The organism is Alkalihalobacillus trypoxylicola (genome assembly GCF_001590785.1).
GTDB classification, from domain to species: domain Bacteria; phylum Bacillota; class Bacilli; order Bacillales; family Bacillaceae_D; genus Alkalihalobacillus; species Alkalihalobacillus trypoxylicola.
Window position 1 is genome coordinate 65,561 of the sequence record NZ_LTAO01000040.1, and the last position, 15,907, is coordinate 81,467.

Genomic DNA, 15,907 nt, shown 5'->3' on the forward strand with positions numbered 1-15,907 from the left:
TTATCTCATGATGGTCGTACATGGTTTAAAAATAGTTGTTCTTCCTCGTTATAATGAAAATTTTTAGATTGTATAAGCTTTAAAAAGGAATCCACTTGTGGAAGTTTTTGAGAGTAAGAGGAATACGTTAACCATGTATCTCTTAAAATCATTTTATTGGTTTTCATTAATGGAATGAGCTGATATTGAGCTAAATCCAAATCATAAATAGCCGTTCTAGGTAAAACCGTTTTTCCAATTCCGTTTTTCAATAATTGTTTCGAGGTTTCGATTTGATCGACCTTAATCTTTGATAAGGGCTTATACTGTGGTGTTTGCGAAAACCAATCGTTTACAATTGATTGAAAGCTAGAGTCTGTTTGAAATTCGATATAAGTAGAAGATGGCTTTCCTTCAATAGAATCAATCAGGTATAGAGGGTCTTGAAATAATAGAAATGATTCCTCTATACCCAATTTTTCCCCTCGTGTAATCGATAGGTGAAAAGAATGCTGACTAGAATGAATTTCACTGGATAATCCACTGACTAATTCAAGCTGAACCTTTGGATAAAGAGATAAATATTCCTTTAGAATAGGTGGAAGAACATATTGACTAATAATAGATGATACTCCTAAGGATAGGGTTCCAGAAATGACTTCTGAATCACTTAATAAATCATGTTGAACAAGCTTATGCTCAGCTATCATTTTCCTTGCAAAATTTACGACTTTTTCTCCATTTGGTGTCAAAATTAATTGTTGTGGTGTTCTTATAAAAAGTTCTTTTCCCCATTCTGATTCGATATTTTTTAAACGTTGACTAACGGCTGGCTGTGAAATAAGGAGCGCTTTTGCTGCTGCTCTTATCGTTTTTGCTTCTTCTAATGCAACTAGAATTCTAAAGTCATCTACTTTCATTATAACCTCCTATAAGATTTACTTATCGAATTTGATAATTTTTATGTATTATTCTTATTGTTGCATATTCGATATACTATTACTAGTAGTTGGAAATTTTTTATGGAAGGAATGAAAAAAATGACGGCTGATAACAGAATCATTAATGGAGTACAACATCAATTTGGAAAAAACGCTCAAAAATATGTTGAAAGTAGTTTACACTCAAAGGGGAAAGATTTAACCAAGCTAATAGAAGGGGTTAATCATTCTGGAATTGAATGTGTATTAGATATTGCTACAGGAGGAGGTCATGTAGCCAACAGTCTCGCTCCAATTTTTAATAAGGTTTACGCTTTAGATGTGACAGAGCCGATACTAAAAGCAGCAGAACAATTTATTACCAAAAACGGTCATCAGAATGTAGAGTTTGTACTTGGAAATGCAGAAGAACTACCCTTTCCTAATGAATATTTTGATACGGTTACTTGTCGAATTGCAGCTCATCATTTTGCTAATATTGCAGCCTTTGTTCAAGAGGCACATCGTGTGCTGAAAACAAACGGCCAATTATTGATCATTGACAATGTCGCACCAGAAAATGATTTTAGTGATTATTTTTACAATGAAATGGAGAAGTTGAGAGATTATAGCCATCAGCGAGCGCTGAAAAAATCCGAATGGATTCGTATGATAGAAAGTACTTCCTTTGAGTTGCTAGAAATGAACACCTTTAGAAAAATCTTTTATTTTGATGATTGGTGTGAAAGAATGGATGTTTCTGATTCCTTAAAAAAGGTTATAGAGAAAAAAATGCTAAATGCTAATGATGAAATTAAAAACCATTTTCAAATTAAAATTAATGCTCAAAATAAAATCAATTCCTTTCAGGGACAATCCGCTTTTATTCATGTGGTTAAATCTTAATTAAAAAATCTATAAAGAGGTTATTTAAATGACTTACGAAAATGCACTAAAGCAATACATAGAGGCAACAAATACTCATAAATTTGAGAATGTAAAGGAAATGCTTCATCCTCATGCTGTTTTTTGGTTTACAGATAAGAGTTGTTCTAATTTAGAGGATATAGAGAGTTATTTTACGAATGCGTGGGATGTCATAAAGGACGAGGTTTATCGTGCGACTGATGTAAAGTGGATTACTACAAATGAACAGAGCGCAACTTGTCTTTATACTTACCAATATGAAGGCTATTATAAAGGTCAATATGTAGAAGGAAGCGGAAGAGCAACCAATGTTTTTATATGGTATAAAGGTAAATGGAAATTGATTCATGAGCATTTAAGTGCCGATACTTCGTTATAAAATTTATTTCAAGGAGGTCGTGATTTTGTTAAGTCAATATGATATTTTAACGTTACCTAGCTACCGAGCGATGGGAATGAAATGGACAGGGAAATATGAAAATGTAAAACAATTAAAGGAAATTATCGATTACATGGAGCAAAAAGGAAAGGAATTAAAGTATGCCATTAAGCCAGATATACAGCTCGGACTTTCTTATCATGTTATTCCTGATGGCTTTGAGCATTATTCTGTCTTTGAGGTAAGTGATGAACAGCCCCTACTGGAGGGGCTGGTTGAGTTGCATGTTCCAGAATTAACGTATCTAATAACCGAGCACTTAAAAGGAGAGGATATTGGAAAAACGTATGACGAGATTGCAAGTGTACTAAAGGATAGTGAATATATTCCATATAAAGCACCTGCTATCGAATATTTTGACTCTCTACCAATTAAGCATGAGAGATATCCTGTTAATCGTGATAAATCGGATCCGCAGTTCCAAATTTTGATACCGATTATGAAAAAATAAGTTGGTTGTGGCAGTTTTCTTATTTAGTTTAGTGGGTCGTTTAATCGAAATATTTGGCCATTAACACAGTATGATATAACTCGCCATCTGAAAGCAGTTTATCATTAACTAACAAGCCTTCTTGTTGAAAGCCAAACTTTTGATAAAGCTTTATCGCTTTATCATTTTTTTCTAGCACCGCTAAGCTCATTTTCTTAATATTGGTCGATTGGGCCCAATTAATCGACTCCTTAAGAAGGTTTGAACCAATTTGATAGCCCCAGTAATTTTTCAAAACAGCGACTCCGAAGTCAACCTTATGTGAAAAGCGTTTTAAAGAGGAGCCTTCACATCTTGAGAAAGCAACAATTTTCTCATTGATAGCTGCGACTAAAAATAGATGATTTTCTTTTTTTTGGTCTGCTTTTATTAATTTTAGGAAATCACCAGGAGATAAATAGGCTTCTCCTTTTTCTCTATCTAAATTCTCGGTTTCACCATCAATTTGTAAACGGATTTGAGATAATTGCTCTGCATCTTCAACGTCCGCAACTCTAATTTGATAGTGAACATTTTTTTGTACATAATCCATTTGAATATCCCTCCCATAATGAAAACCTCAAATGTAATGATACATATAATTATATTTATTGTACAATGTATAAGACAAGATAAAATGAACTAATCATAACTAAGAATGTATGAAAAGGAGATCGATCAACTATGACGAAACAAAAAGTTCGAGTTGGAATCGTATTTGGTGGAAAATCAGCAGAGCACGAAGTTTCCTTGCAATCTGCTAAAAATATCGTTGATGCGATTGATCAAAGTAAATATGAAGTCGTGTTATTGGGAATAGATAAACAGGGGAAATGGCATTTAAATGACCAATCTCAATTTCTTTTACATGCTGAAGATCCTAAAATGATCGCTTTAAACAAAACGAATGAAGGAATTTCCATCATTCCAGGTGAGGAGAAAAATCAGGTTGTTACGATGAATCAATCAGAATCATTAGAACAAATTGATGTTATTTTTCCAATCATTCATGGAACATTAGGTGAAGATGGCAGTATTCAAGGTATGCTCCGAATGGCAAATATTCCATTTGTTGGTTCCAATGTTCTTGGATCAGCTATAAGTATGGATAAAGACATTGCTAAACGTTTATTAAGAGATGCAGGACTAGGTGTTGCGAAGGGATACACCTTCACCTCGGCAAAAAGAAGTCAAATCCAGTACCAAGCAATAGTCGAAGATTTTGGCTTGCCACTTTTCATTAAGCCAGCTAATCAAGGATCTTCTGTTGGGGTGAGTAAGGTGCTAACAGAAGATGAATTTTATGATGGAGTACAAGAAGCTTTTAAATTTGATTCGAAAATATTAATTGAAGAAGCGATCATTGGTCGCGAAATCGAATGCTCTGTTTTGGGAAATGAACATCCAATCGCATCTACTGTTGGTGAAATTATTTCTACTGGTGAATTTTATTCCTATGAAGCCAAATATATTGACGAAACAGGTGCGATATTAGAAATACCTGCAAAGCTTTCAGAAGAGATGATTGAAAAAATCCAAGACGTTTCTTTAAAAGCCTACGAAGCTCTAAATTGTGAGGGTTTAGCAAGAGTAGATGTTTTCTTAACTGAAAACAATGAAATTATCGTGAATGAAATTAATACTTTACCTGGATTTACTAAAATTAGTATGTATCCAAAGCTATGGGAACAGAGTGGGATATCTTATAGTATGTTAATAGAGAAATTGATAGAATTGGCGATAGAGAGGCATCAAAGAGATCAAAAATTGCAAAGCTCCATTTATGAGGAGCTTTAAAGTCAACCGTTTCATAAAGATGGTCTATTAAAAAAGATCATCTTTTTTTATTGGAAGAAAATTGGAGTAATATGAATTATGTTTAATATAATATTATTATGTAAACTAAAAACAGGTATATTCCTTCTTGAAAATACATAAAATAGAAAGATTGGTCATTAAAGATTCAAGGAGGTCCAAATATGAAAAGGTTTATGGTTAATCAGGGATACACTGATTTAGTGCAGGTCGAAGGTGCTATAAAGATGGCCCAACAACTTATCGGAGACGCAAGTATGAAAATGAATGAAAATCAAATAGAGGCGGTCAATCAAGCAATGCTGCAGGCAAAAGTCCAATATCAAAAGGCATAGGCTTTTGAAACAGGGGCAGATTCTACTCATTTTCACTCCTCTTTAAATTAATAGTAAAAGAGAGTCTTATGAAAATATCATTCAGTGAGAGCAGGAAGGCCCACTGAATGATTGTATTACCTATCAGGATGCTCAATGTTTTCAAATTTAAGATGCTCCATCTTTAAAAAGCCTAAATCCTCATCATAATCAATGCTCATTTCATTAAAGTACCAAAAATCATCTTCTTCTACAAAGAAAATTCTGTTATCATGCTCTATTTTTAAAGCTCCATCTGAAGGTTCTTCTTTCATAACTCCTACTGAAAAACCGCCAGAACCTACTCCACCAATTCGGACAAAAAAACGTAAGCTGTCTCCTTTATTTAACGTCATTTCTTTTATATATAAATTAGCAGCTGAATTTGATAGAATAAATGTCATAACTCTCCTCCTTACCATTTAACGTACTAACTATAACACGAAAAATTTCGTTTCAAAAGTGATATATAGGGAGGATTAAAACTTCGGATGTCGAAATATATGGTAAGGACCCATTTTTAGATAGAAAGGTTAGATGTTTATGGAAAAAGTACATAATGAAACAGAAGTTCAATTTTTAAATTTAGTGAAGAAAATCGAAAGCTATTCTGAAGCATTAGCGTTATTAGCCTGGGATTCAAGAACAGGTGCGCCTAAAAAAGGAATGAAGCAGCGTTCACAAGTAATCGGAACGATTTCATCTGAAGTGTTTCAGCTGTCTACCTCAAAGGAAATGGCTCAATATCTAGAAGACTTGCAAATTCCTGACGTGTTTCATAGTCTTTCTGAAATTACTCAAAAAACCATTCAAGAATGTCAAAAGGTGTATGATCAAAATGTAAAAATACCTTCTGAGGAATTTACTGAATATGTCATTCTACAATCTGAATCAGAAACCATATGGGAAGAGGCAAAAGATCAAGCAAGCTTCGCTAAATTTCAGCCTTATTTAGAAAAATTAGTGAATTTCAAAAGAAAATTTGTTGAATACCGTGGGTACGAAGGACATCCATATAATACATTATTAGATGATTATGAGCCTGGCGTTTTCGTAGATACACTTGATACAGTGTTTGGTGAATTAAAAGAGAAATTAATTCCACTAGTCAAAGAAGTTTCTAATTCCAAACATCAAGCCAAAACCGACTTTTTGTTTGAGCATTTTCCTAAAGAAAAACAAAGAGACTTAAGTGAATCGGTTTTAAAGGAAATAGGCTATGATTTCGAAGCGGGTCGATTAGATGAAACGGTACATCCTTTTGCAATTGGTCTTAATCCTGGGGATGTTCGAGTGACTACGAAGTATAATGAAAAGGACTTCCGTGTTTCTTTATATGGAACGATTCATGAGGGTGGTCATGCTTTATATGAACAAAATATATCCGAAGATTTAATAGGAACTCCTCTTTGTGATGGTACTTCAATGGGAATCCATGAGTCACAATCTTTATTTATGGAAAAATTCGTCGGTCAGAATCCAAGCTTTTTAGAAAAAAATTATGCTTTGATTAAGTCTCATTCTAACGGACAATTCGATGATGTTTCCATCGAGGACTTCTATTTTGCGGTCAATGAATCGAAGCCTTCACTCATTCGTATTGAGGCTGATGAGTTGACATATTGTTTGCATATCATTTTACGTTATGAATTAGAAAAAGCCTTAATTGGCGGAGAAATCGAAGTGGCTGATTTACCTCGTTTGTGGAATGAAAAAATGGAGGAGTATTTAGGCATTACTCCTGAAAATGATGGTGAAGGGGTATTACAGGATGTTCACTGGTCTTTTGGTGCCTTTGGTTATTTTCCATCTTATGCTTTAGGTTATATTTATGCGGCACAAATGAAGCAAGAGATTGTAAAAGAAATACCTCAATTTGACCAGCACTTATTAGAAGGTAATTATACGGAAATTAGACAGTGGCTAAAAACGAATGTTCATCAACATGGAAAATTAAAAAAGCCATCTGAAATTATTCATGATATTACTGGAGGCGGAATTGATTCCAAGCCTTTGGTTGACTATTTAACGGAAAAATATAGTCGATTATATCAGTTAGGCAAATAAAAACGTTCTCTAAACAAAACATGCAACCCGTAAAGGTTGCATGTTTTTTATTTCTCCTGTAAATTGAAAGGATAATAGTATATAAATCATGACTTGAAAGAGAGCGTTCAAAGGGGGATGTTTTTTGAAAAATATCCGATTATATATATTATTCTTTATTGGTTTGTTTGTAGTCATTTCTTGTTCCACCAATGATACACGTAATAACAATAATCAAGAAAGCCCGTTTAGTACGATTGATCAAAAAGAGCAAGATTATGGTGATGAAGAGCATGTTCAAATCTTTAAAAGAGAAGAAATTGATACAGGCTTAATTATTCGAGCTACGACTTTGATGACAGAAGAACGGGAATTAATAGATGCAGCTGAGGAGTTAAATGAACCTCATAAGGCTTTTACTAAAGTTTACTTTCATACGCCTAATCCAGCGCAACAAGGGTTAGGAGATATGTTTATGTTAATTTTGTTTGGTAACACAGAGCAAGGAAAAAAAGAAATGGATATTCCTGAGGATCAGGATTATCGAATCGTTTTGACAGCGGATTAAAAATCTGTTGAAAAGACAAATGAATTGAACGATTAGAAAGAAAGAACATTCCAAAAAGAGGAATGTTCTTTCTTTGTTGTTAAGCGCAAGGGAAAGCCGAAGAGTAACAGCGGTTGTCTGAGGCTTTGTAGTATTGAGTTTTTCTTCAAGTAGCTGCTTAACTCAACCTTCATTCTAATCAAATGATAAATGAGCTATCGCTTTTTCACGAGCTTCTTGTTGAACATGGGCATAAATTTGAGTAGTTGAAACCGATTCATGACCTAATAAACTTTGAATAGTCAGAACGTCCGTTCCTGATGCTACAAGTTCAGTCGCGAAGCTATGTCTAAGCTTATGAGCGCTTATGTTTTTAAATAGTAGAAATGGAAGGTCCTTTTTTGCGTCATCCATCGTTCGTTTAATCATTTTTTGTAGTGAGGAGACAGAAACGCCATTGACTAATTTCTTTTTCGTAAAATCGTAGCCAATGAGTAGGTAGTCAGTTGGCTGGTTTGGACGAGAATGAGTGGGTATTGAAGAAAGAAAAGAGTGTATGAGATCCATTGTTTTAGTAGAAATAGGAACGACTCTTTCTTTATTACCTTTACCATTAATTTTTAGCTTCTTTTCATTAAAATCAATTTGTTTCAGTGAAAGTGAAGCTAATTCTGAAATTCGTAAGCCTGTGGTCATTAGTAAATAAAAAACGAGCTCATCTCTTAATTTCAATTTCCCCTGATAAAAAGCTTGTTTTTTTGAACTAGACGTTCTTTCTTTCAACCAATGAAATAAAGCAATTATTTCATGTTTGGTTAAATAAATCGGTTCACGTTTTCCATTTTTAGGTCTTTGAACAGAACGGACTGGATTGGAAGAGGTAGCTCCTTGTTTGACTAAATAGTCAAACAGAGATTGTAGAGCTGAAATTTTCCGATTAATCGTTGTTCCCTCGTTTTCAATTTCTATCGCTAAATACGAAATATAATGTTGTATTCCTTCTTTATTTAGCTCTAAAAAATCAGATAAGGAGATATCTGAAAAGAGAAGAGTGCTTTCTCCTGAAACACGTTTTATGAAGCTAAAGAAATGATAGTAATCATATATATACCTTTGTATCGTATTTTTTGAGTATCCAAGTGAGAGTTTACTCATGATATATCCCTGAATGAAGCTAGGCATTTCGTTTATTTTATTAAAAGATTTTAATGAATGATTTTCATCTGTATTAATAGGGTTTGCTGCTAAAGAGCGTTTATTAATTTCTGCAAATAGTGACACCTTATTCACCTCTCATCTATTTTAACGTAAAAATAACGTTCTGTGAAATACATATTTCATGGAACGTTATTTTTGAAAATAAAAAAAGAAAGAGCTACTCTTTCTTTAAAGGTGCACTTGTTTGGCGCTCCAATCCCATAATAAAGTAGCTAATTCTTCTTTGTTTCCTTTTAGTTGAAGTGTTTGCGGTTTTGTTTGATAAAAATATTGACCACTCATGCTTGTAAGATTTGGCTCTGTTGCTAAATAAATAGCGGTCTCAGCACCTTGTTCAGAGGTAAGAAAAAACGGTCGTAACAGTTTATGAATCGTTCGACCAAAGCCATTTTGACGGTTCACCCCCAAGCTAGTTGATACCGCTCCTGGGTGCAGGCTAAAGGTTGAAATAGTCGGTTCTCTTTTAGCCAATTCTTTTGTGAATAAAATATTGGCTAATTTCGATTGACTGTAGCCTTTAATGACATTAAAAGAACGATGGTGAAAAAAGGGGTCTTCTAAAGAAATTCTACCCGCTTTATAAGCACCAGATGATACATTAATCACTCGTGGGTCACTAGCTTTTTTTAATGAATTTAAAAGTAAGTTCGTTAAAAGGAAATGTCCTAGGTGGTTTACTCCTAGCATCATCTCAAATTGATCATCTGTCATTTCCTTCTTAATCGTCACGACTCCAGCATTGTTAATCAGTATATCTATGCTCGGGTATTTTTCTTTAACCTCTTGGGTGAAAAGTCTAATACTCTCCATAGAACTTAAATCACACGGAAGCATGATGATCGAATCAGAACCACTTTCTTTTTTGACTTGATCTAAGGCCTCTTTTCCTCTTTCGATAGAACGGCAAGCCATAATGATCGTAGCTCCTTTTTTAGCTAATGAGATCGTTGTGGCCAAACCCATACCAGAATTGGCTCCTGTAATAATGATGACTTTTTGATTCATGGTTTGACCTCCTCATAAAGGGAATGGTAGTTGGTAACTGAATAAATTATAGCATATGTATAAACAAACGTATCCATTAAACACACTTGAGGTTTTGATTTTGCCTTTTACGGGAACAAAAAAAAGCAATCGCTTGAATAAGCGTCTCATTTTCCTTTTGTCATATACAAAAAGAAATGATATAGTAAAACGACCTTATATTTCTCATTAAAATGGAAAGATTATAAAAACCTGCTCACATTTATTGTACGACCTCAAATGGTCTTTCAAAATTGACTCAGAACAAAAGCAGGAATATCTATTCAGTTTATCGAATAGGTTGAAGAGTTTATAAACCATACTATTAAATGCTTATTGATTAGGAATGAAAAAGGAGTGTAACAATATGGCTTTCACTAATCCATCGAACGAACAAATAAAAGAAATTTTACATCAATATAAAAATGTGGCGGTTGTTGGTTTATCGGATAATCCAGAAAGAACCTCGTATATGGTAAGTCAAGCCATGCAAAAAGCAGGTTATAAGATTATTCCTGTCAACCCTAATGTTTCAGAAGTACTAGAAGAAAAAGCCTATTCTTCTTTGAGTGAAGTAAAAGAAAAGGTGGATATCGTAAATGTTTTCAGAAGAAGTGAATTTTTACCTAGTATCGCTAAAGAGGCAGTTTCTATAGAAGCGCCCGTTTTTTGGGCTCAGCTAGGAGTTGTAGACGAAGAAGCTGCTGCTTATTTGCTGGAAAATAAGGTAAAGACGGTTATGGACCGTTGTATAAAAGTGGAACACGCCAAATTTAAATAGAAGCTGCTAGCACTTCTTCTGGTCTAGAAGAGGTGTTTTAAGTGTCTGTTTTATCGAAGAATATCCAAAAAAGCCCTACAACTTTTTGGTTAGAAAGTTGCGTTGTTATAAAAACTGTTGCGATTCTGATAATTATCGTTAAAATGAAATTAAACTTGGTTTGTTTATACACCTTATGTTTTCAGCACTTTTATATTTTTTGATAACAGTAATTGTAAACTTCCTTATGTAAGTGGTTAGGATAAAAGTAGCAAATGCTGTCATACAATTAGAACAAAACCGACCGTTTTGTTCGTTAAATAGAATACATATATGTAGTCGTTTTGAAGGGAGTTTCTGTACGTGGCAAAAAATAAGCAGCTTGAATATAATGATGATTCGATACAAGTTCTAGAGGGTTTAGAAGCAGTTCGAAAAAGACCAGGAATGTATATTGGTAGCACAGATGCAAGGGGACTTCATCACTTAGTTTATGAAATTGTAGATAATGCAGTAGATGAAGCTTTAGGAGGCTTTGGCTCTTACATAAATGTAACGGTTCACCCTGATAACAGCATTTCTGTTTCAGATGAGGGACGTGGAATGCCAACTGGAATGCATAAATCAGGAAAACCAACTCCAGAGGTTATTTTTACCGTTTTACATGCTGGTGGTAAATTTGGCCAAGGTGGTTATGCGACGAGTGGTGGTTTACACGGAGTGGGTGCTTCTGTGGTGAATGCTCTTTCTGAATGGCTCGTGGTCGAGATTATGAGAGATGGAAAAAAGTATCGACAGCGTTTCGAAAATGGAGGTAAGCCTGTAACCGGTTTAGAAGCAGTAGGTAATACAAGGCGTTCAGGAACTATTGTACACTTTAAGCCGGATCCATCTATTTTTAGTGTGACTACTTATAATATTGAAACATTAGCTGAAAGATTAAGAGAGGCTGCCTTTTTATTACAAGGCATCAAAATAGAGCTTATTGATTTAAGAAATGAAACCTCGAGTGAAACCTTTTTATATGAAACAGGGATACAAGCCTTTGTTGAATATTTAAATGAAGACAAAGAAACATTGATTCCGATTGTTTATTTCCAAGGAGAGTCTAATGAAATAGACATTGAATTAGCGTTTCAATTTAATGATGGATATACAGAGAATGTTTTGTCTTTCGTTAACAATGTTCGAACGAAGGATGGAGGAACACATGAGCTAGGTGCTAAAGCAGCTATGACTCGTATTATTAATGAGTACGCAAGAAAAGTAAAATTACTCAAAGAAAAAGATAAAAATTTAGATGGATCTGATATTCGGGAAGGGTTTACGGCTATTATTTCCATTCGAGTACCAGAAGCAAAACTTCAATTTGAAGGACAAACAAAAGGGAAATTAGGGACTCCAGAGGCTCGCTCAGCTGTTGATAGCCTAGTCTCTGAGAAGCTTTCCTATTTCTTAGAAGAAAACCCGGACATCAGTGCTTTATTAATTAAAAAAGCGATAAAGGCATCTCAAGCGAGGGAAGCAGCTCGAAAAGCAAGAGAAGACGCAAGAAATGGAAAGAAAAATAAGCGAAAAGATGTTCTCTTAAGTGGGAAATTAACACCTGCTCAATCTAAAAACCCAAAGAGAAATGAGCTTTATTTAGTAGAGGGTGATTCCGCAGGTGGTTCAGCTAAGCAAGGACGAGATCGGAAGTTCCAAGCGGTCTTACCGTTACGAGGTAAAGTAATAAATACCGAAAAAGCTAAAATCGATGATATTATGAAAAATGAAGAAATTCGAACGATTATTCATACGATTGGAGCAGGTGTTGGAGCAGACTTTGAAGTAGCCGATGTGAACTACGATAAAATCGTGATTATGACAGACGCCGATACAGACGGTGCTCATATCCAGGTTTTACTATTAACGTTTTTTTACCGCTATATGCGGCCACTTGTAGAAGCGGGCAAAGTATATATTGCACTTCCACCTCTATATAAAGTAAGCAGAGGCTCTGGAAAAAAAGAAGTAATTGAATATGCATGGGATGAGCGTAGCTTAGGTGCGGCTATGAAAAAAGTTGGCCGAGGCTATATGCTGCAGCGTTATAAGGGTTTAGGTGAAATGAACGCGACTCAGCTGTGGGAAACGACAATGGACCCTGAGACACGAACGCTTATTCGTGTAAAAATTGATGATGCTGCAAGAGCTGAAAAAAGGATTACTACACTTATGGGAGATAAGGTAGAGCCGCGTCGTAAATGGATAGAGTCCCATGTAGCATTTGGTTTAGAAGAAGAAACGAACATATTAGAAAATGAAAACTTAGCTGTAGTAGAAGAGGGGGAATAAGCGATGTCACAAGTCGAACGTTACTTAGATCTTCCCTTAGAAGAAGTAATTGGTGATCGCTTTGGTCGATATAGTAAATATATTATTCAGGAACGTGCTCTACCTGATGCGAGAGATGGCTTAAAGCCGGTTCAGCGTCGTATTTTATACGCGATGTATAAGGATGGCAATACGGCTGATAAACCATTTCGAAAATCCGCTAAAACAGTCGGAAATGTAATCGGTAACTATCATCCACACGGGGATTCTTCGGTTTATGATGCGATGATTAGAATGAGTCAGGATTGGAAGGTTCGTCAACTGCTAGTGGATATGCACGGGAATAATGGTTCAATTGATAGTGATCCGCCTGCAGCAATGCGTTATACAGAGGCTAGACTGTCAAAAATAGCGGCGATTCTACTAAATGACATTGATAAAGAAACGGTAGAATATATTCCAAACTTTGATGATTCAGAAATGGAGCCAGTAGTTTTACCTGCAAGCTTTCCGAATTTACTTGTGAATGGTTCTACAGGTATTTCTTCGGGGTATGCTACTGATATTCCTCCGCACCATCTAGGAGAAATTATTGATGGTGTTATTATGCAAATGGAAAGACCGAATACGACACTTGAGGATTTAATGACCGTTATTCAAGGTCCTGACTTTCCTACAGGTGGAACTGTTCAAGGAATAGAGGGAATTAAACAGGCTTATCAAACCGGAAAAGGCAAAATTGTTGTTCGTGCCAAAACGGAGGTAGAAGAGCTCCGTGGTGGAAAACAGCAAATTGTGATTACTGAAATCCCTTATGAAGTAGTAAAGGCTAATCTAGTGAAAAAAATGGATGAGCTTCGTTTTGATAAAAAGGTCGATGGTATTGCTGAAGTACGAGACGATACGGACCGTACCGGATTAAGAATTGTTGTAGAGCTAAAAAAAGAAGCAGATGCGACAGCCATTTTAAATTATTTATTAAAAAATACCGATTTGCAAGTGACCTATAATTTCAATATGGTCGCTATTCATAACAAAACACCAAAGCTGATGGGTTTACAATCATTAATTCAAGCGTATGTAGAGCATCAAAAATCAGTGGTTACTAAACGAGTTTCTTTTGATTTGCAAAAAGCTCGTGACCGCCATCACATCGTTCAAGGTTTAATCCGAGCGGTCTCAATCTTAGATGACGTAATTACGACGATTCGTGCCTCATCAGATAAAAAAGATGCTAAAAATAATTTAATCGAAAAATATGAATTTACTGAAGCTCAGGCTGAAGCTATTGTCACCTTACAGCTTTATCGTTTAACCAATACGGATATTACGACACTAGAAGAGGAAGCAGCCGATTTAGAGCGTAAAATTCATGAACTAGAAGCCATTTTAGCTAGTGAAAATAAGCTAATTTCGGTTATTAAAAAGGAGCTTCTAGCTGTTAAAAAGCAATTTGCTGATGCGAGAAGAACGGTTATTGAGCATCAAATTGAAGAATTGAAAATTAATATGGATGTTTTAATTGCGGCAGAGGATGTGATGGTAACCGTCACTAAAGAGGGCTATGTAAAGCGTTCTAGCTTACGTTCCTTCTCTGCATCTAACGGTGAGTCTCCTGGTATGAAGGAGGGTGACCGTCTATTATCAAGGCTAGAGATGAATACAACTGATACGCTTCTTCTTTTTACAAAGTTTGGAAATTACTTGTATATTCCTGTTCATCAGCTGCCAGATATAAGGTGGAAGGATAATGGCCAGCATGTCGCCAATATCGTCAGTATAGATCGAGACGATGAGTTAATAGGAGCGTTGTCCGTTTCAAGCTTTAATGAGGAAGAATCTCTATTATTTATTACAAAGCTAGGAATGGCTAAACGTACTCAGCTCTCGTTATATCAAGCACAAAGATATTCTAAGCCTTTAATGGCAATTAAACTAAAAACGGGCGATGAGTTAGTATCGGTCATTAGAACAAAGGGTACCAATGAATTATTTATAAGTACTCACTTAGGTTATGGATTATGGTTTAGCGAAGAGGAAGTCACTCTAGTAGGTCAGAGAGCCTCAGGTGTCAAAGGAATTAATCTAAAGGAAGATGATTATGTCGTGGATGCATGCACCTTTAGTTTAGATGAAAAGGTTGAGTTTATGATATTTACACAGCGTGGTGCTGTTAAGAGGATGTCTATTTCGGAATTTGACAAATCATCGAGAGCTAAAAGAGGTTTGGTCATGTTAAGAGAATTAAAATCTAATCCACATCGTGTCATAGCATGCAAAAGAATTATGAATTCAAAACAAGTATTTTGTGCTGTGACTGAGAATGGACAAATGACTGAAATTGAAGTTAGTTCATACCGTAACAGTGATCGATATAGCAACGGTTCATTTGTTATCGATACAGCTGTGGAAGGGTCATTAAAGGAAGTTTGGTTACGACCAGAATAAAATAGTGAGTACAGTAATCCTTATAATAGATTGCTGTACTTTTTTTATGTTCCATGTCATATAAGGAAACCATAATAATATTATGTAAACTAAATCATATTTTATAAAAGAGGAATCTCGACTATTTTATAGAATAATGTTTAAGGAATGGAACAAATCTAGATTAGACGAGACGAGTAGAGAAAGGTGAGATGAATATGGCACAAATTAAAATTTATGGACTTAAAGCAGCATTAAATCCGATTAAGAAATCATTGTCTGAAGTCATTCATGACTGTATGGTGCAATCTTTAAAACTTCCAGTGGATAAGAAGTTTCATCGCTATTTTCCTATCGATAAAGAAGATTTCTATTTTCCAAATGATAAAAGTGAATCTTATACCATCGTTGAAATAAGCATGTTCCAAGGTCGAACTGTTGAAGCTAAAAAACAATTAATCACACAATTATTTCAAACGATAAAAAGTGAAGTGGGAATTTCTCCAGAAGACCTTGAAATCACCATCTTTGAAACACCAATGTATCATTGGGGAATAAGAGGCTTACCTGGGGACGAATTAAAATTAAACTATGTAGTCGATGTGTAAGTAATAAGTGTTAATTAAGGTAAAAATTAATTATAATCATTCTTTCACTTGTTAGTGTTA

The 15,907-nt window shown here is 35.1% G+C and carries 16 protein-coding genes; 11 read left to right on the forward strand and 5 right to left on the reverse strand.

Annotated elements, in window-relative coordinates; all coding sequences use genetic code 11:
- Window positions 1-5: 5 nt before the first annotated feature.
- A complete protein-coding gene (locus AZF04_RS20105) occupies window positions 6-899 on the reverse strand; it encodes a LysR family transcriptional regulator (RefSeq protein WP_061950340.1) in 894 nt (297 codons plus the stop codon).
- Window positions 900-1,001: 102 nt separating this feature from the next.
- On the opposite strand from AZF04_RS20105, the gene AZF04_RS20110 reads away from it, so the two are divergent.
- Genes AZF04_RS20110 through AZF04_RS20120 form a run of 3 tightly spaced genes read left to right on the forward strand, consistent with a single transcriptional unit; the run spans window position 1,002 to window position 2,716 of the window.
- Window positions 1,002-1,805 (forward strand): class I SAM-dependent methyltransferase, encoded by an 804-nt coding sequence (locus AZF04_RS20110; RefSeq protein ID WP_235600040.1) that lies wholly within the window; start codon window positions 1,002-1,004, stop codon window positions 1,803-1,805.
- A 28-nt stretch (window positions 1,806-1,833) separates the two neighbouring features.
- Entirely contained in the window at window positions 1,834-2,205 is a 372-nt protein-coding gene (locus AZF04_RS20115) for a YybH family protein (RefSeq protein WP_061950341.1), read from the forward strand.
- Between the two features lie 25 nt (window positions 2,206-2,230).
- Window positions 2,231-2,716, forward strand: coding sequence for a GyrI-like domain-containing protein (locus AZF04_RS20120; RefSeq protein WP_169802521.1), 486 nt, complete (start codon window positions 2,231-2,233; stop codon window positions 2,714-2,716).
- Window positions 2,717-2,756: 40 nt separating this feature from the next.
- Here the strand turns inward: AZF04_RS20120 and AZF04_RS20125 are convergent, their stop codons facing one another.
- Window positions 2,757-3,287, reverse strand: coding sequence for a GNAT family N-acetyltransferase (locus AZF04_RS20125; RefSeq protein ID WP_061950342.1), 531 nt, complete (start codon window positions 3,285-3,287; stop codon window positions 2,757-2,759).
- A 131-nt stretch (window positions 3,288-3,418) separates the two neighbouring features.
- Here AZF04_RS20125 and ddlA point away from each other — a divergent pair, with 131 nt between their 5' ends.
- The gene (ddlA, locus tag AZF04_RS20130; protein ID WP_061950343.1) at window positions 3,419-4,531 is read left to right on the forward strand and encodes a D-alanine--D-alanine ligase; all 1,113 of its coding nucleotides are present in this window, start codon (window positions 3,419-3,421) and stop codon (window positions 4,529-4,531) included.
- 182 nt (window positions 4,532-4,713) lie between these two features.
- Window positions 4,714-4,884: a DUF2564 family protein gene (locus tag AZF04_RS21065; protein ID WP_153017314.1), complete on the forward strand. Its 171-nt coding sequence runs from the start codon at window positions 4,714-4,716 to the stop codon at window positions 4,882-4,884.
- Between the two features lie 116 nt (window positions 4,885-5,000).
- On the opposite strand, the gene AZF04_RS20135 is transcribed toward AZF04_RS21065, so the two are convergent.
- Entirely contained in the window at window positions 5,001-5,306 is a 306-nt protein-coding gene (locus AZF04_RS20135; protein ID WP_061950344.1) for an iron-sulfur cluster biosynthesis family protein, read from the reverse strand.
- A gap of 139 nt (window positions 5,307-5,445) precedes the next feature.
- On the opposite strand from AZF04_RS20135, the gene AZF04_RS20140 reads away from it, so the two are divergent.
- Entirely contained in the window at window positions 5,446-6,969 is a 1,524-nt protein-coding gene (locus AZF04_RS20140; RefSeq protein ID WP_061950392.1) for a carboxypeptidase M32, read from the forward strand.
- 124 nt (window positions 6,970-7,093) lie between these two features.
- Window positions 7,094-7,516 carry a hypothetical protein gene (locus AZF04_RS20145; protein WP_061950345.1) on the forward strand — a complete coding sequence of 141 codons (423 nt, stop codon included), beginning with the start codon at window positions 7,094-7,096 and terminating at the stop codon, window positions 7,514-7,516.
- 174 nt (window positions 7,517-7,690) lie between these two features.
- On the opposite strand, the gene AZF04_RS20150 is transcribed toward AZF04_RS20145, so the two are convergent.
- Both AZF04_RS20150 and AZF04_RS20155 read right to left on the reverse strand, forming a co-directional pair.
- Entirely contained in the window at window positions 7,691-8,776 is a 1,086-nt protein-coding gene (locus AZF04_RS20150; RefSeq protein ID WP_061950346.1) for a tyrosine-type recombinase/integrase, read from the reverse strand.
- A 105-nt stretch (window positions 8,777-8,881) separates the two neighbouring features.
- Complete coding sequence (locus AZF04_RS20155) at window positions 8,882-9,718, reverse strand: SDR family oxidoreductase (protein WP_045488002.1); 837 nt, start codon at window positions 9,716-9,718, stop codon at window positions 8,882-8,884.
- 385 nt (window positions 9,719-10,103) lie between these two features.
- Between AZF04_RS20155 and AZF04_RS20160 the strand changes: the two genes are divergently transcribed.
- From AZF04_RS20160 to AZF04_RS20175, 4 genes are all read left to right on the forward strand, one after another.
- Window positions 10,104-10,517, forward strand: a complete 414-nt coding sequence (locus AZF04_RS20160; protein WP_045487999.1) for a CoA-binding protein — start codon at window positions 10,104-10,106, stop codon at window positions 10,515-10,517.
- A 342-nt stretch (window positions 10,518-10,859) separates the two neighbouring features.
- Window positions 10,860-12,833, forward strand: a complete 1,974-nt coding sequence (gene parE / locus AZF04_RS20165; RefSeq protein ID WP_061950347.1) for a DNA topoisomerase IV subunit B — start codon at window positions 10,860-10,862, stop codon at window positions 12,831-12,833.
- A gap of 3 nt (window positions 12,834-12,836) precedes the next feature.
- Entirely contained in the window at window positions 12,837-15,260 is a 2,424-nt protein-coding gene (parC, locus tag AZF04_RS20170) for a DNA topoisomerase IV subunit A (RefSeq protein WP_061950348.1), read from the forward strand.
- Window positions 15,261-15,457: 197 nt separating this feature from the next.
- Window positions 15,458-15,847 (forward strand): tautomerase family protein, encoded by a 390-nt coding sequence (locus AZF04_RS20175; protein WP_045482080.1) that lies wholly within the window; start codon window positions 15,458-15,460, stop codon window positions 15,845-15,847.
- Window positions 15,848-15,907: the final 60 nt, after the last annotated feature.